Below are 25357 nucleotides of genomic sequence, written 5' to 3'. Positions count from 1 at the left end.
CAGTTAAAAGAAGTAATGCCTACTATGACTCAAGTCGCGAAAAAAATTCTGGTAACGTGCGCCCTGCCGTACGCCAACGGCTCAATCCACCTCGGCCACATGCTGGAGCATATCCAGGCTGATGTCTGGGTCCGTTACCAGCGAATGCGCGGCCACGAGGTGAACTTCATCTGTGCGGACGATGCCCACGGCACCCCAATCATGCTGAAAGCGCAGCAGCTGGGAATTTCCCCGGAACAGATGATCGCCGAAATGAGTCAGGAGCATCAGACCGATTTTGCTGGCTTTGACATCAGCTATGACAACTATCACTCCACGCACAGCGACGAGAACCGCGAGCTGTCAGAGCTGATCTACACCCGTCTGAAAGAGAACGGTTTCATTAAAAACCGCACCATCTCTCAGCTGTACGATCCGGAAAAAGGCATGTTCCTGCCGGACCGTTTCGTCAAAGGCACCTGTCCGAAATGTAAATCCCCGGACCAGTACGGCGATAACTGCGAAGTGTGTGGCGCGACCTACAGCCCGACCGAGCTTATCGAGCCGAAATCCGTGGTTTCCGGCGCCACGCCGGTGATGCGTGACTCCGAGCACTTCTTCTTCGACCTGCCGTCGTTCAGCGAAATGCTGCAGGCGTGGACCCGCAGTGGTGCGCTGCAGGAGCAGGTGGCGAACAAGATGCAGGAGTGGTTTGAATCCGGTCTGCAGCAGTGGGATATCTCCCGCGATGCGCCATACTTCGGCTTCGAAATCCCGAACGCGCCGGGCAAATATTTCTACGTCTGGCTGGATGCGCCAATCGGCTACATGGGCTCCTTCAAGAACCTGTGTGACAAGCGCGGCGATACCCTAAGCTTCGACGAGTACTGGAAGAAAGATTCCGATGCCGAGCTGTATCACTTCATCGGTAAAGACATCGTTTACTTCCACAGCCTGTTCTGGCCAGCAATGCTGGAAGGCAGCAACTTCCGCAAGCCGACCAACCTGTTCGTACATGGCTACGTAACAGTGAACGGCGCGAAGATGTCTAAATCTCGCGGGACGTTTATTAAGGCCAGCACCTGGCTGAACCACTTTGACGCGGACAGCCTGCGCTACTACTACACCGCGAAGCTCTCTTCCCGCATCGACGATATCGACCTGAATCTGGAAGATTTCGTGCAGCGCGTGAACGCGGACATCGTCAACAAGGTGGTGAACCTGGCGTCCCGTAACGCAGGTTTTATCGCTAAACGCTTTGACGGCGTGCTTTCTGCCGAACTGGCCGATCCTGAGCTGTATAAAACCTTCACCGACGCCGCCGCTGCGGTTGGCGAAGCCTGGGAAAGCCGTGAATTCGGTAAAGCCATTCGCGAAATCATGGCGCTGGCAGACGTGGCCAACCGCTATGTCGACGAGCAGGCGCCATGGGTGGTGGCGAAACAGGAAGGCCGCGACGCCGACTTGCAGGCGATCTGCACCATGGGTCTGAACATGTTCCGCGTGCTGATGACCTGGCTGAAGCCGGTTCTGCCGCAGCTGGCAGCCCGCGCGGAAGCATTCCTGAACACCGAACTGACCTGGGATGCCATCCAGCAGCCGCTGCTCGGCCACAAGGTGAACACCTTCAAGGCGCTGTATAACCGCATCGAGATGAAACAGGTTGACGCGCTGGTGGAAGCATCAAAAGAAGAGGTGAAAGCGGCTGCCGCGCCGGTGACCGGCCCGCTGGCGGACGATCCGATTCAGGAGACCATCACCTTTGATGATTTCGCCAAAGTCGACCTGCGCGTGGCGCTGATCGAAAACGCGGAGCTCGTGGAAGGTTCTGACAAACTGCTGCGTCTGACGCTGGATCTGGGCGGCGAGAAACGTAACGTCTTCTCCGGCATTCGTTCCGCGTACCCTGATCCGCAGGTGCTGATCGGTCGTCAGACCGTGATGGTGGCAAACCTGGCGCCGCGTAAAATGCGCTTCGGCATCTCTGAAGGGATGGTGATGGCCGCAGGCCCGGGCGGAAAAGACATCTTCCTGTTAAGCCCTGACGAAGGCGCGAAGCCGGGTCAGCAGGTGAAGTAATAAAAAAGCCGGATGAGAATCCGGCTTTTTTTTGCCCGGCGGCGCTACGCTTGCACGGGCCAACGAGTTTTTAGGCCGGGTAAGGCGAGGCCGCCACCCGGCTAAAAATCACCCCTTCTGGTTATGCACCCGCTGCGTCAACCCACGCAGGAAATAACGCAGAAACTGATCCCCACACTCGCGGTAATTTTTATGATCCGGCGCGCGCATCATGGCGGTGATTTCCGGCATCGACACGCGAAATTTCTGCTCGGTCATGATCGCCAGAATGTCGTCAGTTTTCAGGGAGAACGCAATACGCAGCTTTTTCAGCACCGTGTTGTTATTCACCCGACGCTCAAGCGCCAGCTCAGGCGCAGATTCATCTTTGCCGCGCTTGTCGTAGATCAGGCCGTTCAGGAAGCCCGACAGAATGATGTCCGGGCAGCGAACAAAACCCTCTTCATCTTCTTTAGTCATCCAGGTGTCGAACCCGGCGGACGTAGATTCCATGTCGGAGAGCGCAAGAATGCGCACCATGTCATTATTGTTCGCTTTCAGGGTGTAGCGCAGGCTACGAAGAATATCGTTACTTAGCATAGAGCCTTCGAATGTCGATGATGCAATGGCGCGCAGTGTACCAGTTTTACAGCCCTATCGCCTCTTTCAAACTTTTCAGATAGCGACGACTGACGGGCACGGTTTGCCCGGCACGTAACACCAGCTCGGCCTGGCCGTTATCTTCCAGGCGGATCTCCTTCAGGTGCGCCATGTTCACCAGGTACTGACGATGGCAGCGGATCAGCGGCGTGCGGCTCTCCAGCGTGCGTAACGTAAGCTCGGTAAAGCCTTCGTTACCTTCGGCGCTGGTGACGTATACCCCGCTCAGACGACTGCTGACAAAGGCAACGTCGTCCATTTGCAGGAGGTAAATCCGGCTGTGCCCGGTACAGGGGATAAACTTCAGGGGCTGCTGATGCTCCGGCAGCAGCGTCACGTCCTGCGCGGTACGCTCCTGGCGCAGACGGGTCAGGGTCTTTTCAAGGCGTTTCTCTTCAATCGGTTTCAGCAGATAATCAAACGCGTGCTCTTCAAACGCCTTTACCGCGTACTCATCAAAGGCCGTCAGAAAGACGATATAGGGGCGGTGCTCCGGGTCGAGCATGCCGACCATCTCCAGACCGCTGATGCGCGGCATCTGAATATCGAGGAACAGCACGTCCGGGCGCAGTTTATGCACAGCACCGATGCCTTCAATGGCATTGGCACATTCCCCCATAATCTCGATATCACTCTGCTCCTGCAACAGGACACGCAGGTTTTCCCGTGCTAACGGCTCATCATCAACAATCAGCACTCTTAACATGCGTTCTCCTCCAGCGGCAATCGTAAGGTAATTCGGGTATAGCGGTCTGGCTCACAGGCGACGGTGATACCGCAGTCATCACCAAAATGTGCGCGCAGGCGTTTATCCACCAGGCTCATGCCCAGACCGCCTGACGCGGAGGCTTCATACAGCCCCGCGTTATCTTCAATATCCAGCACCAGATGGTGGTTAAAACGGGAAGCGGAAATCATGATTTCTCCGGTTCCCAGCAGCTGCGACGTCCCATGCTTAATGGCGTTCTCCACAATCGGTTGCAGGGTAAAGGCCGGAAGATGCTGATACGCCAGCTCATCCGGGACGGATAACGACACCTGTAAACGTGACTGGAAGCGCGCTTTTTCAATTTGCAGATAGGCGTTTACATGCTCAATCTCGTCCGCGAGGGTGACGATCTCCGAGGGACGCTTCAGGTTTTTGCGGAAAAATGTCGACAGAAATTGCACCAGCTGCGCGGCCTGATCGCTGTCGCGGCGGATCACCGCCTTCAGCGTGTTGAGCGCGTTAAACAGGAAATGCGGATTCACCTGAGCGTGCAAGAGCTTAATTTCTGACTGCGTCAGCAGCGCTTTTTGCCGTTCATACTGCCCCGCCAGGATTTGCGCCGAAAGCAGCTGGGCGATCCCCTCCCCCAGCGTGCGGTTGATGGAGCTGAACAGGCGATTTTTGGCTTCGTAAAGCTTAATGGTGCCCATGACGCGCTGGTTTTCGCCCCGCAGGGGAATGACCAGCGTAGAGCCAAGTTTGCACTGCGGATGCAGGGAACAGCGGTACGGCACTTCATTCCCGTCGGCATACACCACTTCACCCGTTTCAATAGCGCGCAAAGTGTAGGCCGAGGAGATCGGCTTACCTGGAAGATGGTGGTCGTCCCCGGTACCGGTAAACGCCAGCAACTTTTCGCGATCGGTAATCGCCACGGCCCCGATATCCAGCTCTTTATACAGCACCTGCGCCACCTTCATGCTGTTCTCCTCGTTGAATCCCTGCCGCAGGATCCCTTCCGTCGACGCCGCAACTTTTAATGCGGTGGCAGAAAATGCCGAGGTGTATTTTTCGAACATGGCGCGTTTGTCGAGCAGAATGCGCATAAACAGCGCCGCACCTACGGTATTGGTGACCATCATCGGTGCGGCAATGCTGCTGACCAGATGTAACGCATCGTCAAACGGGCGCGCGATCAGCAGGATGATCGCCATCTGCGCCATTTCCGCCACGAAGGTGATCGCCCCGGCGGTAAGGGGACTGAACACTTTATCCGGCCGTCCGCGCTTAATCATATAGCTGTGGACGAGACCACCGAGCAGCCCTTCGACAATGGTGGAGATCATGCAGCTTAGTGCCGTCATACCGCCCATCGAATAGCGGTGCAGGCCGCCGGTTAATCCCACCAGACCGCCCACGACCGGGCCTCCGAGCAGCCCGCCCATTACCGCGCCAATGGCGCGCGTATTGGCGATGGAATCTTCAATATGGAGACCAAACCAGGTCCCCATAATGCAGAATATGGAAAATACGACGTAGCAGAGGAATTTGTGCGGCAGACGGACGGTGACCTGCATCAGCGGGATAAACAGGCGCGTTTTGCTCATCAACCAGGCGATGACAAGGAACACGCACATCTGCTGAAGCAACAGCAGCACCAGATTAAACTCGTACATACTCACAAACCGCACATTCTAAAAACGCGTAACATACACTGATAGCGGTTAACTTTCTTTGAAACGTGCCAAAAAAGCGATAAATCGTGTTCGTCATCACACCTTTTGCCGGAGATAACCTGTCTTTCGTATAATTTGTACAAAAAAGAATCAAATCTTCCTGGTTCCGCAAAGTGGGTCTACAGTTAAGCTGGGGACGCGCAAGCCTGGGGGCGAAAATGGCGCTTTACACGATAGGTGAAGTGGCACTCCTGTGTGATATCAATCCCGTTACGCTACGGGCGTGGCAGCGACGGTATGGATTGCTTAAGCCGCAAAGAACGGACGGCGGGCACCGCCTGTTTAACGATGCGGATATTGACCGGATCCGCGAGATCAAAAGCTGGATCGACAATGGCGTACAGGTAGGCAAGGTGAAGTCGCTTCTGAGCCAGGACGATCCTGATACGCAGTATCTCTGGCGCGAGCAGCAGGAAACGCTGCTGAGGCTGTTGCAGACCGGCAATTTGCAGCGTCTGCGCGGCTGGATCAAAGAACAGGGTCGAGACTACCCCGCGCAAACCCTGATCACCCATCTTTTTATTCCCCTACGGCGTCGGCTTCAGTGTCAGCAAACCACCTTACAGGCACTGCTCAGCATGCTTGATGGCGTGCTGATTAACTATATTTCCGTCTGTCTTGCCTCAGCGCGGAATAAAAACAGCAAAGATGCGCTGGTGATCGGCTGGAACGTCCACGATACCACCCGGCTGTGGCTCGAAGCCTGGATTGCCACCCAGCAGGGCTGGCGCGTTGACGTGCTTGCACACTCCCTGGCACAGCTCAGGCCGGAACTGTTTGAGGGGCAGACGCTGCTGGTCTGGTGTGGCGAAGTCCCCTCCGCTTCCCAGCAGCAGCTCCTGACGGAATGGCGCGAACATGGTTATCCCGTTTACTCGCTGGGGCCAAATGCGTTGTAACGCATTTAATGGTTCATTAACAGCTGCGCTTCACCGTATAATTGTTCCGTTAACAACAGGAGCACATGATGAAGGCAACGAAACTGGCCGTAATTACCCTTTTTGCACTGATGGCCGTCAGCGGTATCGGTGGCGTTATGCTTGCAGGTTACTCGTTTATTGTTCGCGGCGGTGTTGGCTGAGGTATCCGGCCAGGCGTTCAAACAGGCGATCCACCACAATCGCCGCCAGCGCAACCAGAACCGCCCCCTGAATAATATAGGCCGTGTTAAACCCGCTTAACCCGATAATGATCGGCGTCCCCAGCGTATTGACCCCGACCGTCGATGCGATGGTTGCCGTACCAATGTTGATGATCACGGACGTCCGCACACCGGCAATAATCACCGGTGCGGCCAGCGGCAGTTCAACCTTCAGTAGCCGCTGCCAGGCGCTCATTCCCATCCCTTCCGCTACGCTCAGCACCGATGCAGGCACCGCCGCAATGCCCGCCAGCGTCCCTTGCAGAATGGGCAACACGCCGTACAAGATCAGCGCAATGATGGCAGGCTCCTGCCCAAAACCGATCGCCGGCACGGCAATCGCCAGCACGGCCACCGGCGGAAAGGTCTGCCCCGTTGCGGCGATGGTCTCCACCAGCGGACGGAACTCCCTGCCCGCAGGCCGCGTCACCGCAATACCGGCACCTGTGCCCAGCACGATGGCAATCACGCTTGACGCCGCTACCAGCCAGAAGTGCGCCAGGGTGAGATTAACAAAGCTCTCCTGCTGGTACACCGGGCGCGGCAGCCCGGGAATAAGCGCATTAAACAGCGCCGCGCTGTGCGGCATCAGGTAGAGTAAGGCGATAAACAGCCCTGTCAGCCAGAGTAACGGATCACGGACCCACTTCACGCGTCACCTCCCCCGCCAGCAGATCGCGAAAATGGATCGTCCCGCATGGTGTCCCCTGCCCGTCCGCAACGGGTAACACCTCACACTGCCGGGCGACAAACGCCGAAAGGGCATCGCGCAGGCTCATCCCGTCATGCAGCGGTTCACCACCGATTTGCGCATCCTGCGGACGCAGATAGTCCCTGACGGTGCGCAGCGAGAGCAGCCTGACACCCAGCTCGCTGCGGCCAAAGAACTCACGCACAAAATCGTTTGCCGGCGACGTTAACAGCTCAAGCGGCGTACCCTGCTGGACGACTTCGCCGTGATCCATCAGTACCAGACGATCGGCCAGCCGCAGTGCTTCGTCGATATCATGCGTCACCAGCACGATGGTGCGCCCGAGAATACGGTGGATGCGGCTCATCTCGGCCTGAAGTGCGCCGCGGGTGACCGGATCCAGCGCGCCGAAGGGCTCATCCATCAGCAGTACCTGCGGGTTAGCGGCCAGCGCGCGCGCCACCCCGACCCGCTGCTGTTGTCCGCCGGAAAGCTGGTGCGGGTAGCGGTCGCGAAGCGACGCGTCCAGGCCCAGCAGCGCCATCAACTCGTCGACACGCTCATTGATCTTCCCCCGGGACCATTTTTCCAGCTGTGGCACGGTGGCAATGTTCTGCGCCACCGTCCAGTGGGGAAACAGGCCGATGGACTGAATGGCGTAGCCCATACGCCGCCGCAGCTCCAGCACCGGCAGGCTGCGGATCTCCTCTCCGGCAAAGCGAATCGTCCCGCTGTCGTGCTCCACCAGCCGATTGATCATCTTCAGCGTCGTCGATTTTCCCGACCCCGACGTCCCGATCAATACCGAGAACGCCCCCTCGGCAAAATGCAGATTGAGATGGCTTGCCGCCGGACGGCCCGCAAAGGTTTTACTCACATCATGAAATTCAATCATTGGCTCTTCTCCTGAGCAGCGCGAGCCACAGGGCAAATAAGGCATCCAGCACGACCGCCAGCGCAATCGTGGGCACAACGCCCAGCAACACCAGATCCAGCGCGCTGCTGAGCAGCCCCTGGAACACCAGCGCCCCAAAGCCGCCCGCCCCGATCAGCGCGGCAATCACCGCCATCCCAACGGTTTGCACCGTCACCACCCGCAGGCTGCGAACCAGCAGCGGAAGCGCAAGCGGCAGCTGTATTTTCCAGAAACACTGGCGCGCACTCATCCCCATCGCATGGGCGCTTTCCAGCACGTCGGGCGGAACCTGGCTTAAGCCCGCCACCACGCCGCGCACCAGTGGCAGCAGCGCATACAACACAAGGGCAATCAGCGCCGGGGTCAGCCCGGTTCCGGCAATGCCTGCCGCGGCCAACGCAGGGAAGGATTTAACCAGACCGGCGAGGGGGGCAATCAGCAGGCCAAACAGGGCAACGGAGGGGATGGTCTGAATAACGTTGAGCACGGTAAAGACGGCACCCTGGCGGCTGGGATGTCGGTAGCACCACATGCCCAGCGGCACGCCCAGCAGCAGCGCCGGGACCAGCGTCCCGAACAGGATCGTCAGATGTTGCGCCAGTGCGTTGTCAAACACCTCCTGGCGGTTGACGTACTCTTTTAACAGCGAGAGTTGATTCAGATCGCCGCTGAAGAGGATCAGCAGGGGGATAACCCAGAATTGCGCGTTCAGCAGCCAGCGCCACACAGGTATCGGCGTCAGGCGGCGAATGGCATCGCTACAGGCCAGCAGGCAGAGTGCCAGCCACAGCCACAGGCCGCTGCCAATCGACGTGCGCGCCAGCGGGCTTTCAACCGAGGCCATCTGCGTCGCCGCCTGTCCCGCGCTCCAGAACAGTACGATAAACAGCGCTTCGCTGAGCAGAAGCGTCAGCCACAGCGCGGTTCGCCCCGGCCAGAAGGCTAAGACTACGGTACTCGCCAGCGCCGCGCCCAGCAGCAGCGGCGTAAATGCCCAGATCTGCCACAGCGCGCGCGGTTCGCCCGACACCAGACGGTTTGGCGCGACATTCACAAAAGGTAACGCGACCGCCACGATGGCCATACAGACCAACAGCAGCAGGACGCGGTTATGACATTTTATTGGCACAGCCTTATCCCGTTACTTCACAAGCCCTTGTTGTTTCAGGAAGTCGGCAGCCACTTTTTTGGCATCCAGCCCCTCTACGGCAATGCTGGCATTCAGCTGTTGCAGCGTTTTCGCATCCAGTTTTTCAAACACCGGTTTGAGCCAATCGTCGATATCCGGGTAGGCTTTCAGCACCGCCTCGCGCACGACCGGGGTTGGGGCGTAAATTGGCTGAACGCCTTTCGGGTCGGTCAGGGTTTGCAGACCAAGCGCCGCGACCGGGCCGTCAGTGCCGTAAGCCATCGCCGCGTTGACGCCGGAGGTTTTCTGCGCCGCCGCCTTAATGGTCACCGCCGTGTCGCCGCCCGCCAGAGAGAGTAGCTGTGCCTGATCGAGCTTGAAATCATAAGCTTTTTCAAACGCTGGCAGGGCATCAGCGCGCTCGATAAACTCTGCCGAGGCCGCGAGCTTAAACTCGCCCTTCTCTTTCAGGTAGCGGCTGAGATCGTCAAGCGAGGTGAGCTTGCCTTTCTCGGCGATATCTTTGCGCACCGCGATGGTCCAGGTGTTGTTGGCCGGTGCCGGTGTAAGCCAGACCAGCTTATTTTTTTCCGCGTCCAGCTTTTTGACTTTTTCGTACCCGGCTTTGGCATTTTTCCAGGCCGGATCGTTTTCATCCTTGAAGAAGAATGCCCCGTTGCCGGTGTATTCCGGGTAGATATCCAGCTCGCCGGAAGTGATAGCACCGCGCACGACAGGCGTGGTGCCAAGCTGCACTTTATTGACCGTTTTCACGCCGTGGCTTTCGAGCACCTGCAAAATGATATTGCCGAGCAACGCGCCCTCGGTATCAATTTTGGAACCCACCTTAACCGGCTCTGCGGCCTGTAACGGCAGGCTCAGCGCCGCCAGAAGCACCGCCGACCCTGTTATCCCCTTAATAATCGTCATTCTGCTTTCCTCATTATTTTGTGGCCTTTTTCATAGGCTTGAGAGAAAAGCGTAGCTTAAAACAGTGAATTTAACCGTTTTTCGTACCAGATGAGAGGCATCCCCCGCCAGGCGGGGGATAGGGAGAAAGGTAAGATTATTGCAGTTCGAACTCGGCTTTGTTCACGCGGGCGGAATCCACGCCGATGAAGACGTTGAATTTGCCAGGCTCGGCATCGTATTTCATCTGCTGATTCCAGAACTTCAGCGCATTTACGTCAATCGGGAAGCTGACCGTTTTGGTTTCGCCCGGTTTCAGGTTGACCTTTTCGAAGCCGCGCAGCTGTTTCACCGGACGGCTCATGGAGGCCGTGACATCCTGAACGTACATCTGGATCACCGTCGCGCCTTCGCGTTTGCCGCTGTTGGTCACTTCCACGCTGGCGGTCACTTTGCCGTCACGCTTCAGGGTCGGCGCCGACATTTTCACGTCAGACACCTTGAAGGTGGTGTAGCTCAGGCCATAGCCAAACGGATAGAGCGGGCCGTTAGCTTCGTCGAAGTAACGGGACGTGTACTTGTTCGGCTTGTCGGCGTTGTACGGGCGACCGGTGTTCAGGTGGCTGTAATAGACCGGGATCTGCCCGACGGAGCGCGGGAAGGACATCGGCAGCTTGCCGGACGGGTTGTAATCGCCAAACAGCACGTCGGCAATGGCGTTACCGCCTTCGGTACCGGCGAACCAGGTTTCCAGAATGGCGTCAGCCTGCTGATCTTCTTTCACCAGCGCCAGCGGACGCCCGTTCATCAGCACCAGCACCAGCGGCTTGCCGGTGGCTTTCAGGGCCGCGATCAGGTCACGCTGGCTTTGCGGGATCGTGATGTCGGTCCGGCTGGAGGCTTCGTGCGCCATCCCCTGCGCTTCACCCACCACGGCGACCACCACGTCGGACTGCTTCGCGGCGTTAACCGCTTCGTCGATCATCTCTTTCGGCGTGCGTGGATCCACCTTCACCGCTTCCTCATACTGGTTGAGGAAGGTCACGATGTCTTTATCGTCGGTGACGTTTGCGCCTTTGGCGTAAACCACTTTTGCATTATCACCCACAGCGCTCTTAATGCCTGTCAGCACGGTAACGGACTGATCCGCCACGCCTGCGGCGGACCAGCTGCCCATGACGTCACGCTTGCTGTCGGCCAGCGGACCGACCACGGCAATGGTGCCGGATTTTTTCAGCGGCAGCGTGTCGAGACGGTTTTTCAGCAGCACCAGGCTTTCGCGCGCCACTTCGCGGGCTTCTTTGCGGTGCAGGCGGCTTTCAGCATTGGTGTCTGCCGGGTCAGATTCCTTCGGCCCCAGATGGCTGTAAGGATCGTTAAACAGCCCCATGTCATATTTCACGTTCAGCACGTGGCGAGCGGCATCGTCCAGCTCCGCCATCGTCACCTTGCCGCTCTTCACCAGCCCCGGCAGGTATTTGCTGTAGTATTCGTCGCTCATGCTCATGTTGATGCCGGACTTGAGCGCCACGCGTACCGCATCTTCCGGGTCAGACGCTGTGCCGTGCTTGATCAGCTCTTTAATCGCCCCGTGATCCGAAACGGTGATGCCCTTGAAGCCCCACTGGTCGCGCAGCACATCTTTCAGCAGCCACGAATCGGAGGTGGCAGGCGTGCCGTTGAGAGAGTTCAACGCCACCATCACCGCGCCGCTACCCGCGTCCAGCCCCGCTTTATACGGCGGCATATAGTCGTTAAACAGGCGCTGCGGACTCATGTCCACGGTGTTGTACTCTTTGCCGCCTTCTACCGCGCCATAGGCGGCGAAGTGCTTGACGCTGGTCATCACCGAGTAACGATCTGCCGGACTTTTGCCCTGCATCGCTTCCACCATGGTTTTGCCCATCGTGGCGGTTAAATAAGTATCTTCCCCAAAGCCCTCCGAAGCACGGCCCCAGCGCGGATCGCGGGAGACGTCTACCATCGGCGCCCAGGTCATGTTCAGGCCGTCGTCTGCGGCTTCATATGCCGATACGCGCCCGACGGTTTTCACCGCATCGAGGTTAAAGGAGGAGGCTAAGCCGAGGCTAATCGGGAAGACGGTACGCTGGCCGTGCACCACGTCGTAGGCGAAGAACAGCGGAATTTTCAGGCGGCTCAGTTCCATCACCTGATCCTGCATTTTGCGGATATCCTGGCGGGTAACGGTGTTAAAAATGGCTCCTACCTGCCCATCTTTGATCATCTCGCGAATGGCTTCTTTCGGGTTATCCGGGCCGACGCTGATCAGGCGCAGCTGGCCGATTTTCTCATCGACCGTCATCTTTTTGAGTAAATCCGTGACAAAGGCGTCGCGGGCTTCAGGCGTGAGCGGGTGATTACCAAACAAATCCTCTGCCAGCGCAGGTTGCAGCGCCAGGCTGACGGCGACACCTACATAACATAGCCATTTCATGTTGTTATTCTCTCTCATCAATAACCGCGGGAAGCACCCGGCCAGACCGTGCGAAAAGCGCAGTGTGCCACAAAGCCTGAAAACCTTGCAGGGTTATTCTCTGATTTTTCTCATGAATACCCGACCGCTCAACGTCTAATCGCGCTATGCTTTACAGCGAGAAATTTGCCCCACCACAAGGAGTGGAAGATGTCTTCTGTTCGAACTAACGATAACACTACTTTTATTAACGAACTGTCGCGCCTGGTTGGTCACTCTCACCTGCTTACCGACCCGGCCAAAACCGCCCGCTACCGTAAGGGCTTTCGCTCCGGCCAGGGCGACGCGCTGGCGGTGGTCTTCCCCGGTACGTTGCTCGAACTGTGGCGCGTGCTCAGCGCCTGCGTTGCGGCAGACAAGATTATTTTAATGCAGGCTGCTAACACCGGCCTGACTGAAGGCTCCACGCCGAACGGCAACGATTACGATCGTGACATCGTGATTATCAGCACCCTGCGCCTCGACAAACTGCACCTGCTGGACAAGGGTGAACAGGTACTCGCCTTCCCCGGCACCACGCTCTACTCGCTGGAAAAGGCGCTTAAGCCGCTGGGTCGCGAACCGCACTCGGTGATCGGCTCTTCGTGCATTGGTGCCTCGGTGATCGGCGGGATCTGCAATAACTCCGGCGGCTCGCTGGTGCAGCGCGGCCCGGCCTACACGGAGATGTCGCTGTTTGCCCGTATCGATGAAAACGGCAAGCTGACGCTGGTTAACCATTTGGGGATCGATCTGGGTGTAACGCCAGAGCAGATCCTCAGCAAACTTGACGATGACCGCGTGAAGGACGAAGACGTTCAGCACGATGGCCGTCACGCGCATGACCACGATTACATCACCCGCGTGCGCGATATCAATGCCGATACGCCAGCGCGCTATAACGCCGATCCGGATCGCCTGTTTGAATCCTCCGGCTGCGCGGGCAAGCTGGCCGTTTTTGCGGTGCGCCTCGATACCTTCCCGGCAGAGAAAAAGCAGCAGGTGTTTTACATTGGCACCAATCAGCCGGAGGTGCTGACGGAGATCCGCCGTCATATTCTGGCCGAGTTCACTCACCTGCCGGTGGCGGGCGAGTATATGCACCGGGACATTTATGACATCGCTGAGCGCTACGGCAAAGATACCTTCCTGATGATCGACAAGCTCGGCACCGACAAAATGCCGTTCTTCTTCACCATGAAGGGCCGCACCGACGCGATGCTGGAGAAAGTGTCGCTGTTCAAACCGCACTTCACCGACCGCTTTATGCAGAAACTGGGCAACGCCTTCCCGGCGCATTTACCGGAGCGGATGAAGACCTGGCGCGATAAGTATGAGCACCACCTGCTGCTGAAAATGGCCGGGGACGGAATTGCCGAAGCGCAGAGCTGGCTCACCGAGTTCTTCAAAACTGCCGACGGGGATTTCTTCGCCTGCACGCCGGAAGAAGGCAGCAAAGCCTTCCTGCACCGCTTCGCCGCGGCGGGTGCGGCTATCCGTTATCAGGCTGTGCATTCCGAAGAGGTAGAGGATATTCTGGCGCTGGATATTGCCCTGCGTCGCAACGATACCGAGTGGTTTGAACATCTGCCGCCGGAGATTGACAGCAAGCTGGTGCACAAGCTCTATTACGGCCACTTCATGTGCTATGTCTTCCACCAGGATTACATCGTCAAAAAAGGGGTGGATGCGCATGCGTTGAAAGAGCAGATGCTGGCGTTGCTGCACGAGCGTGGCGCGCAATATCCTGCCGAGCATAACGTGGGGCATTTGTACAAAGCGCCGGAGACGCTTAAACAGTTTTATCGCAAAAATGACCCTACAAACAGTATGAACCCCGGCATTGGTAAGACAACGCGGAAGAAATACTGGAAAGAGAGTGCCGAAACAGAGGAGCACAATACGCAAGCCTCTGATGAACGCCTATAGCCAAATTTAAGAGATTGTTAAGCTCTCCTCAATCGTACTAGAGTATCTGCCTGTTGCCAGAGAAACGTTTCTCTGGCTTTCCAAACAAGGAGCGGGCAGAACATGTCGGCTGTAGAGATTTTACCCGAAACTGAAATCGAGGTGCGCGACGCCCTTCCTGACGATGCACATGCCATCTCGGCGATATACGCCTGGCATGTGCTTCATGGCCGTGCGTCCTTCGAGGAAGTTCCCCCCACCGTCGATGAGATGCGTCAGCGGATGAAGAGTGTGACCGACAGCGGTTTACCGTGGCTGGTTGCGCTGTATCGCGGCATTGTCGTCGGCTATTGCTACGCCACGTTTTATCGTCCACGCCAGGCCTACCGGTACACCCTTGAGGAATCCATCTATGTGGATGCCAGCACCACCGGGCGCGGGTTTGGTACGGCGCTGATGGATGCCCTGATTGCACGGTGTGAGCAAGGTCCCTGGCGGCAGATGATTGCTGTGGTCGGTGACGGAAACAATAATGCGGGATCGTTACGGCTGCATAAAAAACATGGCTTCGAGGTTGTCGGTCAACTGCGCAGCGTGGGGTATAAGAAGGGCGACTGGCGGGATACGTTGATCATGCAGCGTCCACTCAACGATGGTGACTGGACGCTGCCGGAGTAGGCGCTTTCGCCCGGTGGCGCTCCGCTTACCGGGCCTACGTATCGGGGCCGCTTTAGGGCCGTAGGCCGGGTAAGGCGAAGCCGCCACCCGGCACAGACAGGCGACTCAGTCGTTCTGCGCCGTCGCCATCTGTTCCGCTTTCTGCTTTTTATACGCCAGCGCTGAAGCCGGCACCGGCTGCACTTTCCCGGTTTCAATCCAGGTGCGCAGGCGGCTGGCATCCGCAAAGTGGGTATATTTGCCGAAGGCATCCATCACCACCAGCGCCACTGGTTTACCGTTAAACACGGTGCGCATCACCAGGCAGTGCCCTGCCGCATTGGTGAATCCGGTCTTGGTTAACTGAATATTCCAGTTATCGCGATACACCAGATGGTTAGTGTTGCGGAACGGCAGCGTATACGCCGGGTTCGAGAATGTCGCCATCTCCTCACGCGTGGTGCTGAGCTGACCAATCAGCGGGTATTGCTTACTGGCGATCAGCAGCTTGGTTAAATCACGCGCCGTCGAGACGTTATGGATCGACAGACCGGTTGGCTCCACGAAATGGGTATTTTTCATCCCCAGCGCTTTGGCTTTGGCATTCATCGCGCGGATAAACGCGTCGTAACCGCCAGGATAATGGTGGGCAAGGCTCGCCGCCGCGCGGTTCTCTGAGGACATCAGCGCCAACAGCAGCATATTTTTACGGCTGATTTCACTGTTCAGACGCACGCGAGAGTAGATCCCTTTCATCTCTGGCGTGTGGCTGATATCCACTTTTAGCTTTTCGTCCAGCGGCAGTCGTGCATCAAGCACCACCATCGCGGTCATGACTTTGGTTATGGAAGCGATCGGGCGCACCAGATCCGGGTGACTGGCGTAGATCACCTTGTTGGTATTCAGGTCAACGATCATCGCGCTGCCGGACGCAATCTGGGGTTGCGCAGCAGCGGTGGCAACTGCGGGCGTTTTGGCGATGGCTGGCGCGGTAGCGGAGACGCCCAACAGTAGCGCAAGACTAAGGAGTGACACTCGAAATTTCAGCATGATGAGACTTCTGATAATGATTCACGCACGTTATGACGTACACCGCCTGTGTCGACGGATAAACACAGGCTGGCTTCGGCATCATAGCGGTCACCGTGCGTTGTCGCCAGCGGAGAATCATAACCAGATGCTGCATTGCTGGCATTTACGCCAGCAATGCAGGGGACTTAAAAGAGACGGTATCCATAACCCCAAAGAATAACTGTCAGGGCCAGTAGCGCCTCAAGGACCAGCACGCCGATGGCAAGCGTAGAGCTGGAGAAGCTCAGGCCCTCTTCTTTATTGATGTTGAGGAAGGTTGGCACTCCTACATACAGCAGATAACCGGTGTAAAAGAGGGCAACCGTACCGATCAGCGCGCACAGCCAGACCAGTGGATAGAGCGCAACAATACCGCTTAAGAACAGCGGGGTCGCGACGTATCCGGCGAAGACCATACAGTGTGCCAGCGACGGGCGCTGCGGATAGTTGCGCGCCATCCAGTGGATGACCCGCCCCATTACCGCCACCCCGGCCAGCATCAGGCCATAAAACAGAATGGCCAGGTACAGTCCGGTAAACCAGGAAAGCTGAACCACGGTGCCGTCACCAAAGTTCCAGCCTATTTGCGTAGTACCAATAAACGCGCAGACCACCGGCACCGCTGCCATCAGCAGGACGTGGTGGGTGTAGTGATGCGCGACCGTTTCGTTCTCGTTACGGATGACCTGCATTTCACGATCGGGATGGGAGAAAAGTCCCCAGACATGGTTCATAACGCCCCCTTGTTGTCGGCCCGTCAGCGATAGCTAAAGTATAATGCAGGCTTTAGATTATTTTATGTACAGTGGGAAATTTCCGTTGATTGCCGCGTGGTTGATGGATGGGGTATATGATTAACGCAGGCACAGTAAGGGAGACGACATTTACTTAATGGATATCAACGGTCTTATTGAACAATATGGATACGCCGCGCTGGTCATCGGCAGCGTGGCAGAGGGTGAAACCATCACGCTGCTGGGCGGAGTGGCCGCACATCAGGGATTGCTGAAATTCCCGCTGGTGGTCGCCGCCGTCGCACTGGGCGGTATGATTGGCGACCAGCTGCTCTACTTTCTGGGTCTGCGCTTTGGTCCGACGCTTTTACAACGTTTTGCTAAGCATCAAAAGAAAATTCGTCGTGCTCAGCGGCTTATCCAGCGGCATCCCTATATGTTTGTGATTGGCACCCGCTTTATGTATGGCTTTCGCATCATTGGGCCAATACTGATTGGCGCGAGCCGCTTACCGCCGAAAATTTTCCTGCCGCTGAACATTATCGGGGCGATTGCCTGGGCGTTGATTTTTACCACGCTTGGCTACGTGGGTGGCGAAGTGATAGGCCCGTGGCTGCATAATCTCGATCAGCATCTTAAACACTGGGCCTGGTTGATCCTGGTTGTTGCGGTGGTGATTGGGGTACGGCTGTGGCTCAAGCATCGTGAAAAGCGGCGGGATGAAGAGTGAGTGCGGCCTGCTGCCCCTCACCCTACCCCTCTCCCCAAAGGGGAGAGGGAACTCTATACACCCTCTCCCCTTTGGGGAGAGGGCTGGGGTGAGGGGAATGTTTATTCTGCTGGCTTAAACTGCGGATTCGCCAGCATAAAACCGCCGTCGACGATAAACGACTGCCCGGTGGTGTAGCTGGCGTCGCTGTCACACAGCCACGCCACCAGGCTGGCTATTTCTTTGGTATGCCCTGGCCGTGCCAGCGGGATTTCCGGCATTGAACCTTCTTTCACTTCGCTGTCGTCCATATCATTCATCGGCGTGGCGATCGCACCAGGCGCAACGGCGTTCACCAGAATCTTATGTTTAACCAGCTCCAGCGCCATCGATTTTGTTAACCCGCCCAGCGCATGTTTGGCCGCCGTATAGGCGCTGGCATCCGGCAATGGCGTATGTTCATGCACCGAGGTGATGTTCACGATCCGCCCCCCCTTCTACCTGCTTCACCATCTGACGCGCCGCGATTTGCGAGCAGAGAAACGCGCCGTCCACGTCAACGGTAAATATGTGCCGCCAGTCGTCAAACGACAGGTCCAGAAATGGCGCTTTGTTCATCGCCCCGGCATTGTTTACCAGCACATCCAGCCGCCCGAAACGCGTAATCAGGGTTTCAATGGCCTTTGCGCCTTCCGGCAAATTGCTTAAGTCGAGCTGGATGGCCTCGGCACGCTGCCCGCGCGCTTCAATTTCACGGCAGGTTGCCAACGCCCCTTCCTCATCTGAATGCCAGGTCACCCCGATATCAAACCCGCGTTCGGCCAGCATCAGGGCCGTCGTTTTGCCAATTCCTGAATCCGATGCGGTAACAATTGCGACTCGCGTAATACTCACCTCCTGAAAATCTGCAAAGAGGTAAGTATAGATAATGCGCGATTTTAGCTGTGATGATATCCGCCACCCAGCGCGGAGGTGAGCTGGAGCGTAGCATCCACGTACTGACCTTTCAGCATCAACCCGGCAATACGCTCTTTGAGCGCCGGAATTTTTGCTTCACTCACCCGCGAGCCGGCAATGATCCCCGCGCTGAAGCGCGCCTGTGCCAGCGCAACGACGCGCGCCGCATCTTTTTCGATCTGCTGCTGGTGCTGATTTTTGGCGGTCAGGGTTTCCACTTCGCTGGCCGTCCGGGCAACCTGGTTTACGGCGTCCACTACGGCCTTGTTGTAGTTCGCCACGGAGAGGTTGTTTTGCGCCTGGGCGATATCCAGGTTCGCATTCAACCGACCACTGTCAAAAATTGGCAGCGTCAGACCCGCGGTTACGCCCATTTGCTGAGCAGATGAGCGGAACAGGTCGCTAAGGTGCAATGCATCCTGCTGCAAGAACGCCATCAAATTGATGTCAGGGTAGAACGCAGCTCTGGCGGCATCCACTTCGCTCATGGACGCTTCGATATACCAGTGCGCCTCCTGCAAATCCGGGCGGCGAGCCAGCAGCTCATAACCGAGCGTTGACGGCAGCGACGCCTCTGCGTCAGGTAAGGCATGCCGGGCGAGCGTGACTGAAGGGGTATTGGTCAATGCATTCAGACGCGCCTCAATGGCCTTCATTTTGCCGTGCACGTCAGCGAGCTGTTCATCGGTTTTGCTGGCATTGATATCTGTTTCAACGCCTTCCACCGAGGAGGTAATGCCGTGCTGATAAAGCTCACGATCGGCACCGATGATATTTTCCTGCTCCCGTTTGATCTGCGCGAGCACGTCACCTACCGCGGCCTCGGTCTGCCAGTCCCAGTACAGCCGCGCGACGCTGCTGGCGAGCAGCTGTCGGGTCTGCTCCAGCTCCGCTTTTTGCCCATTCACCTTACCGATGCGGGCCTCAATTTGGGCGCGGTTTTTACCCCATAAATCCAGATCCCATCCGGCCGTCAGACCAAAGGTGCCGTTGGTGTACCAGGGTCCGGTTGTCCCCGCCGCCGGGTCAGTCAGGGCGAATGGCCCCATCAGCCCCTCTGCCGACATCTTTTGCCGTTCCACATCTGCGGAAAAATCCATTTGTGGACCATCAGCAGCGACAGCGGCTTTCGCCTGTGCTTCTGCCAGGGTGATGCGCTGCCGGGCAATTTGCATATCCGGTGCATCCGCCAGCGCTTTAGCAATCAGCGCGTTAAGCTGAGGGTCATTAAAATCTTTCCACCATTCGTTTTTTGGCCAGTCGGCATGACTTAGTTGGGTATTTACAGCAGCGGCGGCGGCTTGCGTTTTCACTGGAGACACCGTGGCATGTTCCGGCGCGCAGGCGGACAGCATAAAAATAAGGGGAGCACTCAGAGATAAAGTGAGGGTACGTTTCATTACGCCATGAACTCAAAAAAAATAAAGGCGCAACTTACGCTTACTGACGTTCCGTTTTTTAGTAACGCGTGGCAATCCGCATATTGTTATACATTTTCATATCCGGAAATTTATTCCCCAAGCGAATGATTTAATTTCACCTATTCATACCAATTATGAATTGACTGCTACACTTACTGACGACAGACATACGCAGGAGAGGCGAATGAAAATATTATTGTGGGCTATTTTGATTATATTTCTGATAGGGCTGCTGGTGGTAACCGGCGTATTCAAAATGATTTTCTGATACGTTTGCCCGGCTCCGCGCCGGGCAAACGTATTCACACTTCGCTCAGTGCTTCGACTGGATCACACGGGCAATATCCGCCGACGTCTGTAGCGTACGGATCTCCTGAAATAATCCCAGCGCGTCGTCGTACTCTTTCCGTAAATAACTCAGCCACTGCTTAATGCGCGCGACGTGATACAACCCGGTATCGCCCTGCTTTTCCAGCCGCGTGTATTTTTGCAGGAGTTTCACCACGTCCGCCCACGGCATCCGCGGCTCATTGTATTTCACCACCCGGCTGAGGTTCGGCACGTTCAGCGCACCGCGGCCAATCATCACGGCATTACAGCCGGTCTCTTTGAGGCAGGCCTGCGCGCTCTCATAATCCCAGATTTCGCCGTTAGCAATCACCGGAATAGTAAGCCGTTTGCGGATCTCGCCAATCGCCTGCCAGTTAATGCGCTCGGCTTTATAACCATCCTCTTTGGTTCGCCCGTGCACCACCAGCTCGGTGGCGCCCGCCTGCTGCACCGCGTCGGCAATTTCAAACTGCCTGTCGCCGCTGTCCCATCCCAGACGCACTTTGACCGTCACCGGTAGATGCGATGGCACCGCCTCACGCATGGCCTTTGCGCCGCGATAAATCAATTCCGGATCTTTGAGTAACGTCGCCCCGCCGCCGCTGCCGTTGACCAGCTTTGACGGACAGCCGCAGTTAAGATCGACACCGTACGAGCCAAGCGCTACCGCGCGGGCGGCGTTTTCCGCCAGCCACTCAGGATACTGGCCGAGCAGCTGGACGCGCACCAGCGTACCGGAGGGGGTGCGGCTCTGACGATGCAGTTCCGGACAGAGACGATAAAATGATTTTTCTGGCAGCAACATATCGACCACGCGCAAAAACTCCGTCACGCAGAGATCGTAATCGTTCACCTCGGTAAGCAGCTCGCGCACGAGAGAGTCGAGCACGCCTTCCATCGGGGCCAGTAAAACACGCATTCTGAGTACCTGTGAAAAAAGACGCGCTATAGTAGCTGCTCTCCATGTATGTTGAAAGCCCGGCGTTCCATTCTGGAATGTCTGGTATGCCCAAAATTCATGATGTGATCCGTGGCACATTTTCAGGTTTAATTGTATGATGAATACGTCTCAGCAAGGACTTTCACCATGAGCAAATCACTGAATACTATCTGGCAATACCTTCGCGCCTTCGTCCTGATTTATGCCTGCCTGTACGCCGGCATTTTTATCGCGTCGCTGCTGCCTATTACCATCCCCGGCAGCATTATCGGCATGTTGATCCTGTTTGTGCTGCTGGCATTACAGGTGCTGCCCGCGAAATGGGTCAACCCGGGATGCTTCGTTCTCATTCGCTATATGGCCCTGCTTTTTGTGCCTATCGGCGTTGGGGTTATGCAGTATTACGATGTGCTTAAGGCGCAGTTCGGCCCGATAGTGGTCTCCTGCGCCATCAGTACGCTGGTTGTTTTCCTGGTCGTCAGCTGGAGCTCACACATTGTGCATGGCGAACGTAAGGTCATCGGGGAGAAAACAAAAAAATGATGGCGAATATCTGGTGGTCCCTGCCGTTAACCCTGGTGGTGTTCTTTGCTGCGCGTAAGCTTGCGGTTCGTTTCAAAATGCCGTTGCTCAACCCGCTGCTGGTCGCCATGGTGGTGATTATTCCTTTTCTGCTGCTCACCGGCATTTCTTATGAACGTTACTTCGCCGGGAGCAAGATCCTCAACGATTTGTTGCAGCCTGCCGTGGTGGCGCTGGCGTTTCCTTTATATGAGCAACTGCATCAGATCCGCGCGCGCTGGAAATCCATCATTACCATCTGCTTTGTGGGTAGCCTTGTTGCGATGATCACCGGTACCTCGGTGGCCCTATTGATGGGCGCATCGCCGCAGATCGCCGCCTCTATCCTGCCTAAATCCGTTACTACGCCGATTGCCATGGCCGTGGGCGGCAGTATCGGCGGCATTCCGGCCATCAGCGCCGTGTGCGTGATTTTCGTCGGTATCCTGGGCGCGGTGTTTGGTCATACGCTGCTGAATATCATGAAAATTCGGACCAAAGCGGCGCGCGGTCTGGCGATGGGTACCGCCTCGCACGCGCTGGGCACCGCACGCTGCGCGGAGCTGGATTATCAGGAAGGGGCATTCAGCTCGCTGGCACTGGTGATCTGCGGGATTATAACCTCCCTGCTCGCGCCGTTTATCTTCCCGATTATTCTGGCAGTAATGGGCTAAAATTTGCGATGCGTCGCGCAAATTTCATTTTCATTTCATAAGTTGCATACATAATGAGATTTGGATCACATATAAAGGCCGTACGGCTCCGTACACTACCGATCCATTAACCTTGATGAGGCAACGTCATGCATCCACGTTTTCAAGCTGCTTTCTCTCAGCTTGCAGAGAATTTGCAATCAGCCCTGGCTCCGGTTCTGGCGGATGCGCATTTCCCCGCCCTGCTGACGGCAGATCAGGTCACGACGCTTAAACAGGCAACGGGGCTGGACGAAGACGCGCTGGCTTTCGCCCTGCTTCCGCTGGCGGCTGCTTGCGCCCGCGCTGACCTTTCCCATTTTAACGTAGGTGCAATTGCGCGCGGCGTGAGCGGGACCTGGTACTTCGGCGGGAACATGGAGTTTCTCGGTGCGACCATGCAGCAAACCGTTCATGCGGAGCAGAGTGCCATCAGTCACGCCTGGCTGCGCGGCGAAAAGGCCCTGCGCGCCATCACCGTCAACTATACCCCTTGCGGCCACTGCCGCCAGTTTATGAATGAGCTGAACAGCGGTCTCGAACTGCGTATCAACCTGCCGGGACGCGCGCCGCATACGCTGGGTGATTACCTGCCGGATGCTTTTGGCCCTAAAGATCTTGAGATCAAAACCCTGCTGATGGACGAGCAGGACCACGGTTACGCGCTCTCAGGGGATGCGCTCAGCGAAGCGGCCATTGCCGCCGCCAATAAAAGCCACACCCCATACAGCAAATCACCAAGCGGCGTCGCCCTTCAGTGCCGCGACGGCCGCATCTTCACCGGCAGCTATGCAGAGAACGCCGCGTTTAACCCGACGCTGCCTCCGCTCCAGGGCGCCCTGAACCTGCTCAGCCTGAACGGGTATGACTACCCGGATATTCAGCGCGCGATCCTCGCTGAAAAGGCCGATGCACCGCTGATCCAGTGGGACGCGACCGCAGCCACGCTGAAAGCGCTGGGCTGTTCAACCATCGACCGCGTGCTGCTGGCATAATCTGTTCGGCGGGCAAATTTGCCCGCCAGTCTGACGAAAAACCCCTCAGTTGAATCGCTGTTTCTTGCGCTAACCAGGCGGGTACAGTAGCCTGAGGGAAATTTCATCATCGGTACGAGCCATCTGCATGTTAAAGCGCGTGTTTTACAGCCTGTCTGTCCTGGTCGGCATACTGCTGTTGATCGTGCTGGGTCTCGACCGCTGGATGAGCTGGAAAACAGCTCCCTACATTTTTGATGACCTACAGGACCTCCCCTACCGCCAGGTTGGCGTGGTGCTTGGCACCGCCAAGTATTACCGCACCGGCGTCATCAATCAGTATTACCGGTATCGTATTCAGGGCGCGCTGAACGCCTATAACAGCGGCAAGGTGAACTATCTGCTGCTGAGCGGCGATAACGCCCTGCAAAGCTATAACGAGCCGGTGACGATGCGCAAAGATCTGATTGCCGCAGGCGTCGACCCGGCCGATATCGTGCTCGACTACGCCGGATTCCGCACCCTTGATTCCATCGTGCGCACCCGCAAGGTGTTCGACACCAATGATTTCATCATCATCACCCAGCGTTTCCACTGCGAGCGGGCGCTGTTTATCGCCCTGCATATGGGGATCCAGGCCCAGTGCTACGCCGTGCCGTCGCCAAAAGATATGCTGAGCGTACGCGTACGTGAGTTTGGCGCCCGTTTTGGCGCGCTGGCTGACCTGTACCTGTTCAAGCGTGAACCGCGCTTTTTAGGCCCGCTGGTGCCGATCCCAACGATGCACGAAGTGCCTGAAAATGCGCAAGGCTATCCGGCGGTTACGCCAGAGCAGCTGCTGGAAATGCAGAAGAAGTAATAACTGATGTCGGGTGGCGGCTTCGCCTTACCCGACCTACGATCGCGATTTTGTAGGCCCGGTAAGCGTCGCGCCACCGGGCAAAAAAAGGCCCGCTACGTGAGCGGGCCTTTCCATTCTGAAGAACTTATTTCTTACGCGCGTACTTCAGTGAATCCAGGGCAACCGCGAAGATAATGATCGCGCCCTTGATGATGTACTGCCAGTACGGGTTCACGCCGATGTAGGTCAGGCCGTAGTTGATCACGGTGAAGATGATTACACCGGTCACCACGCCCAGCACGGTACCCACGCCGCCGCTGAAGGAGACGCCGCCGACCACGCAGGCCGCAATCGCATCCAGCTCGTACATAAAACCGAGGTTGTTGGTGGCAGAGCCGATACGGCCTGCTTCCAGCATCCCGCCGAAGGCGTAGAACACACCGGACAGGGCATAAATCATCAGCAGGTTCAGAGCCACGTTGACGCCGGAGACTTTCGCCGCTTCCGGGTTACCACCGATAGCAAAGATGTTTTTACCGAAGCGGGTTTTGTTCCACAGGATCCAGACGAACGCCACCGCAATCAGCGCATAGAAGGTGATATAGGAGAGACGGAAGCTGCCCAGCGCAACAAACCCCTGCGTGAAGGTCGAGAAGCCGCTTTCGAAGCCAGAGATTGGAGACGCGCCGACGAAATCGTAGTACAGGGAGTTGATACCATAAACGATGATCATCGTGCCAAGCGTGGTGATGAATGGCGTCACGTTCAGGTAAGCAATGATGATGCCGTTAATCAGGCCAATTACCGCGCCGATGGCGCATACGATCAGGATCACCACGAAAATCGGCATGGTCGCCATCTCCGGGAACACCTTGTTGGCGTTTTCCATCGACTGCAACAGGGTTGCCGCAATAACCGCCGCCAGACCCACCTGGCGCCCTGCCGAAAGGTCTGTCCCCTGGGTAACGATGAGCCCTGCCACGCCCAGTGCGATGATAATACGTACGGAAGACTGGGTCAGAATATTACTTAAGTTCAGCAGACTTAAGAACGTTGGGTCCTGGAAAATAATTATCGCCAGCAAGACTAAAAGAACAACGTAAATACCGCCTTCTTTCAGATAAGTGAGAAAACTTTTTTTATTTAACGCACTCATGAGGA

General features: G+C 56.8%; 24 protein-coding genes and 1 pseudogene. 11 read left to right on the top strand and 14 right to left on the bottom strand.

All coding sequences use genetic code 11. The features are described from left to right. The first annotated feature begins 24 nt into the window (after positions 1 to 24). Entirely contained in the window at positions 25 to 2058 is a 2034-nt protein-coding gene (metG, locus tag ACOT0L_RS00405) for a methionine--tRNA ligase (RefSeq protein ID WP_126503299.1), read from the top strand. Positions 2059 to 2166: 108 nt separating this feature from the next. Here metG and ACOT0L_RS00400 read toward each other — a convergent pair whose 3' ends face one another. Genes ACOT0L_RS00400 through ACOT0L_RS00390 form a run of 3 tightly spaced genes read right to left on the bottom strand, consistent with a single transcriptional unit; the run spans position 2167 to position 5082 of the window. Continuing rightward, positions 2167 to 2637 (bottom strand): DUF1456 family protein, encoded by a 471-nt coding sequence (locus ACOT0L_RS00400; protein ID WP_015572337.1) that lies wholly within the window; start codon positions 2635 to 2637, stop codon positions 2167 to 2169. A gap of 46 nt (positions 2638 to 2683) precedes the next feature. Next, positions 2684 to 3403, bottom strand: coding sequence for a two-component system response regulator BtsR (btsR, locus tag ACOT0L_RS00395; protein WP_023300576.1), 720 nt, complete (start codon positions 3401 to 3403; stop codon positions 2684 to 2686). Beyond that, on the bottom strand, positions 3397 to 5082 hold the full coding sequence (locus tag ACOT0L_RS00390) for a sensor histidine kinase (RefSeq protein WP_003859271.1): 1686 nt from the start codon (positions 5080 to 5082) through the stop codon (positions 3397 to 3399). Before ACOT0L_RS00390 ends, btsR begins: the two co-directional genes overlap by 7 nt. A 218-nt stretch (positions 5083 to 5300) precedes the next feature. Between ACOT0L_RS00390 and mlrA the strand changes: the two genes are divergently transcribed. Together mlrA and ACOT0L_RS00380 are read left to right on the top strand one after the other, a co-directional pair. Beyond that, complete coding sequence (gene mlrA, locus ACOT0L_RS00385) at positions 5301 to 6041, top strand: HTH-type transcriptional regulator MlrA (protein WP_126503315.1); 741 nt, start codon at positions 5301 to 5303, stop codon at positions 6039 to 6041. Between the two features lie 68 nt (positions 6042 to 6109). Beyond that, positions 6110 to 6223: a protein YohO gene (locus ACOT0L_RS00380; RefSeq protein ID WP_022648678.1), complete on the top strand. Its 114-nt coding sequence runs from the start codon at positions 6110 to 6112 to the stop codon at positions 6221 to 6223. Here the strand turns inward: ACOT0L_RS00380 and ACOT0L_RS00375 are convergent. The 5 genes from ACOT0L_RS00375 to bglX all read right to left on the bottom strand — a co-directional run bounded on the left by ACOT0L_RS00375 (position 6198) and on the right by bglX (position 12383). Then, positions 6198 to 6935 (bottom strand): ABC transporter permease, encoded by a 738-nt coding sequence (locus ACOT0L_RS00375; protein WP_022648679.1) that lies wholly within the window; start codon positions 6933 to 6935, stop codon positions 6198 to 6200. The genes ACOT0L_RS00380 and ACOT0L_RS00375 overlap by 26 nt on opposite strands. Continuing rightward, positions 6919 to 7869, bottom strand: a complete 951-nt coding sequence (locus tag ACOT0L_RS00370) for an ABC transporter ATP-binding protein (protein WP_022648680.1) — start codon at positions 7867 to 7869, stop codon at positions 6919 to 6921. The genes ACOT0L_RS00375 and ACOT0L_RS00370 overlap by 17 nt, the downstream gene beginning before the upstream one ends. Next, entirely contained in the window at positions 7862 to 9019 is a 1158-nt protein-coding gene (locus tag ACOT0L_RS00365) for an ABC transporter permease (protein ID WP_063163791.1), read from the bottom strand. Before ACOT0L_RS00365 ends, ACOT0L_RS00370 begins: the two co-directional genes overlap by 8 nt. 12 nt (positions 9020 to 9031) lie before the next feature. Further along, the gene (gene osmF / locus ACOT0L_RS00360) at positions 9032 to 9949 is read right to left on the bottom strand and encodes a glycine betaine ABC transporter substrate-binding protein OsmF (protein WP_022648682.1); all 918 of its coding nucleotides are present in this window, start codon (positions 9947 to 9949) and stop codon (positions 9032 to 9034) included. 136 nt (positions 9950 to 10085) lie between these two features. Further along, a complete protein-coding gene (gene bglX, locus ACOT0L_RS00355; protein ID WP_045620888.1) occupies positions 10086 to 12383 on the bottom strand; it encodes a beta-glucosidase BglX in 2298 nt (765 codons plus the stop codon). Positions 12384 to 12572: 189 nt separating this feature from the next. Between bglX and dld the strand changes: the two genes are divergently transcribed. Beyond that, positions 12573 to 14330: a D-lactate dehydrogenase gene (gene dld, locus ACOT0L_RS00350; RefSeq protein ID WP_023330164.1), complete on the top strand. Its 1758-nt coding sequence runs from the start codon at positions 12573 to 12575 to the stop codon at positions 14328 to 14330. Positions 14331 to 14432: 102 nt separating this feature from the next. After that, positions 14433 to 14987 carry a GNAT family N-acetyltransferase gene (locus ACOT0L_RS00345; protein ID WP_058646977.1) on the top strand — a complete coding sequence of 185 codons (555 nt, stop codon included), beginning with the start codon at positions 14433 to 14435 and terminating at the stop codon, positions 14985 to 14987. Between the two features lie 105 nt (positions 14988 to 15092). Here the strand turns inward: ACOT0L_RS00345 and pbpG are convergent, their stop codons facing one another. Both pbpG and ACOT0L_RS00335 read right to left on the bottom strand, forming a co-directional pair. Continuing rightward, positions 15093 to 16016: a D-alanyl-D-alanine endopeptidase gene (gene pbpG, locus ACOT0L_RS00340; RefSeq protein ID WP_006811291.1), complete on the bottom strand. Its 924-nt coding sequence runs from the start codon at positions 16014 to 16016 to the stop codon at positions 15093 to 15095. Positions 16017 to 16183: 167 nt separating this feature from the next. Beyond that, complete coding sequence (locus ACOT0L_RS00335) at positions 16184 to 16771, bottom strand: Yip1 family protein (RefSeq protein ID WP_003859296.1); 588 nt, start codon at positions 16769 to 16771, stop codon at positions 16184 to 16186. A gap of 157 nt (positions 16772 to 16928) precedes the next feature. Here ACOT0L_RS00335 and ACOT0L_RS00330 point away from each other — a divergent pair, with 157 nt between their 5' ends. Further along, the gene (locus ACOT0L_RS00330; protein ID WP_022648686.1) at positions 16929 to 17501 is read left to right on the top strand and encodes a DedA family protein; all 573 of its coding nucleotides are present in this window, start codon (positions 16929 to 16931) and stop codon (positions 17499 to 17501) included. Positions 17502 to 17602: 101 nt separating this feature from the next. On the opposite strand, the pseudogene ACOT0L_RS00325 reads toward ACOT0L_RS00330, so the two are convergent. Then, a pseudogene (locus ACOT0L_RS00325) lies at positions 17603 to 18368 on the bottom strand (SDR family oxidoreductase). A 50-nt stretch (positions 18369 to 18418) separates the two neighbouring features. After that, positions 18419 to 19837, bottom strand: a complete 1419-nt coding sequence (mdtQ, locus tag ACOT0L_RS00320; protein ID WP_126503301.1) for a multidrug resistance outer membrane protein MdtQ — start codon at positions 19835 to 19837, stop codon at positions 18419 to 18421. A gap of 205 nt (positions 19838 to 20042) precedes the next feature. Between mdtQ and yohP the strand changes: the two genes are divergently transcribed. Next, positions 20043 to 20126, top strand: coding sequence for a small membrane protein YohP (gene yohP / locus ACOT0L_RS00315; RefSeq protein ID WP_000698460.1), 84 nt, complete (start codon positions 20043 to 20045; stop codon positions 20124 to 20126). Between the two features lie 45 nt (positions 20127 to 20171). Here the strand turns inward: yohP and dusC are convergent, their stop codons facing one another. Then, positions 20172 to 21107, bottom strand: a complete 936-nt coding sequence (gene dusC / locus ACOT0L_RS00310; protein ID WP_023306604.1) for a tRNA dihydrouridine(16) synthase DusC — start codon at positions 21105 to 21107, stop codon at positions 20172 to 20174. 168 nt (positions 21108 to 21275) lie between these two features. Here dusC and ACOT0L_RS00305 point away from each other — a divergent pair, with 168 nt between their 5' ends. From ACOT0L_RS00305 to sanA, 4 genes are all read left to right on the top strand, one after another. Beyond that, positions 21276 to 21671: a CidA/LrgA family protein gene (locus ACOT0L_RS00305; protein ID WP_022648690.1), complete on the top strand. Its 396-nt coding sequence runs from the start codon at positions 21276 to 21278 to the stop codon at positions 21669 to 21671. Continuing rightward, a complete protein-coding gene (locus ACOT0L_RS00300) occupies positions 21668 to 22363 on the top strand; it encodes a CidB/LrgB family autolysis modulator (RefSeq protein WP_022648691.1) in 696 nt (231 codons plus the stop codon). Before ACOT0L_RS00305 ends, ACOT0L_RS00300 begins: the two co-directional genes overlap by 4 nt. Positions 22364 to 22491: 128 nt before the next feature. Next, entirely contained in the window at positions 22492 to 23376 is an 885-nt protein-coding gene (gene cdd, locus ACOT0L_RS00295; protein WP_022648692.1) for a cytidine deaminase, read from the top strand. Positions 23377 to 23503: 127 nt separating this feature from the next. Then, positions 23504 to 24214 carry an outer membrane permeability protein SanA gene (gene sanA, locus ACOT0L_RS00290; protein WP_022648693.1) on the top strand — a complete coding sequence of 237 codons (711 nt, stop codon included), beginning with the start codon at positions 23504 to 23506 and terminating at the stop codon, positions 24212 to 24214. A gap of 127 nt (positions 24215 to 24341) precedes the next feature. On the opposite strand, the gene mglC is transcribed toward sanA, so the two are convergent. Then, positions 24342 to 25352, bottom strand: a complete 1011-nt coding sequence (gene mglC / locus ACOT0L_RS00285) for a galactose/methyl galactoside ABC transporter permease MglC (protein WP_022648694.1) — start codon at positions 25350 to 25352, stop codon at positions 24342 to 24344. Between the last annotated feature and the right edge of the window lie 5 nt (positions 25353 to 25357).

It is taken from the genome of Enterobacter cloacae complex sp. XAL002, from assembly GCF_049236805.1.
Classification (GTDB): domain Bacteria; phylum Pseudomonadota; class Gammaproteobacteria; order Enterobacterales; family Enterobacteriaceae; genus Enterobacter; species Enterobacter intestinihominis.
Note: the sequence above shows the minus strand (reverse complement) of the source record. Positions and strands in the feature narration are given on the sequence as shown.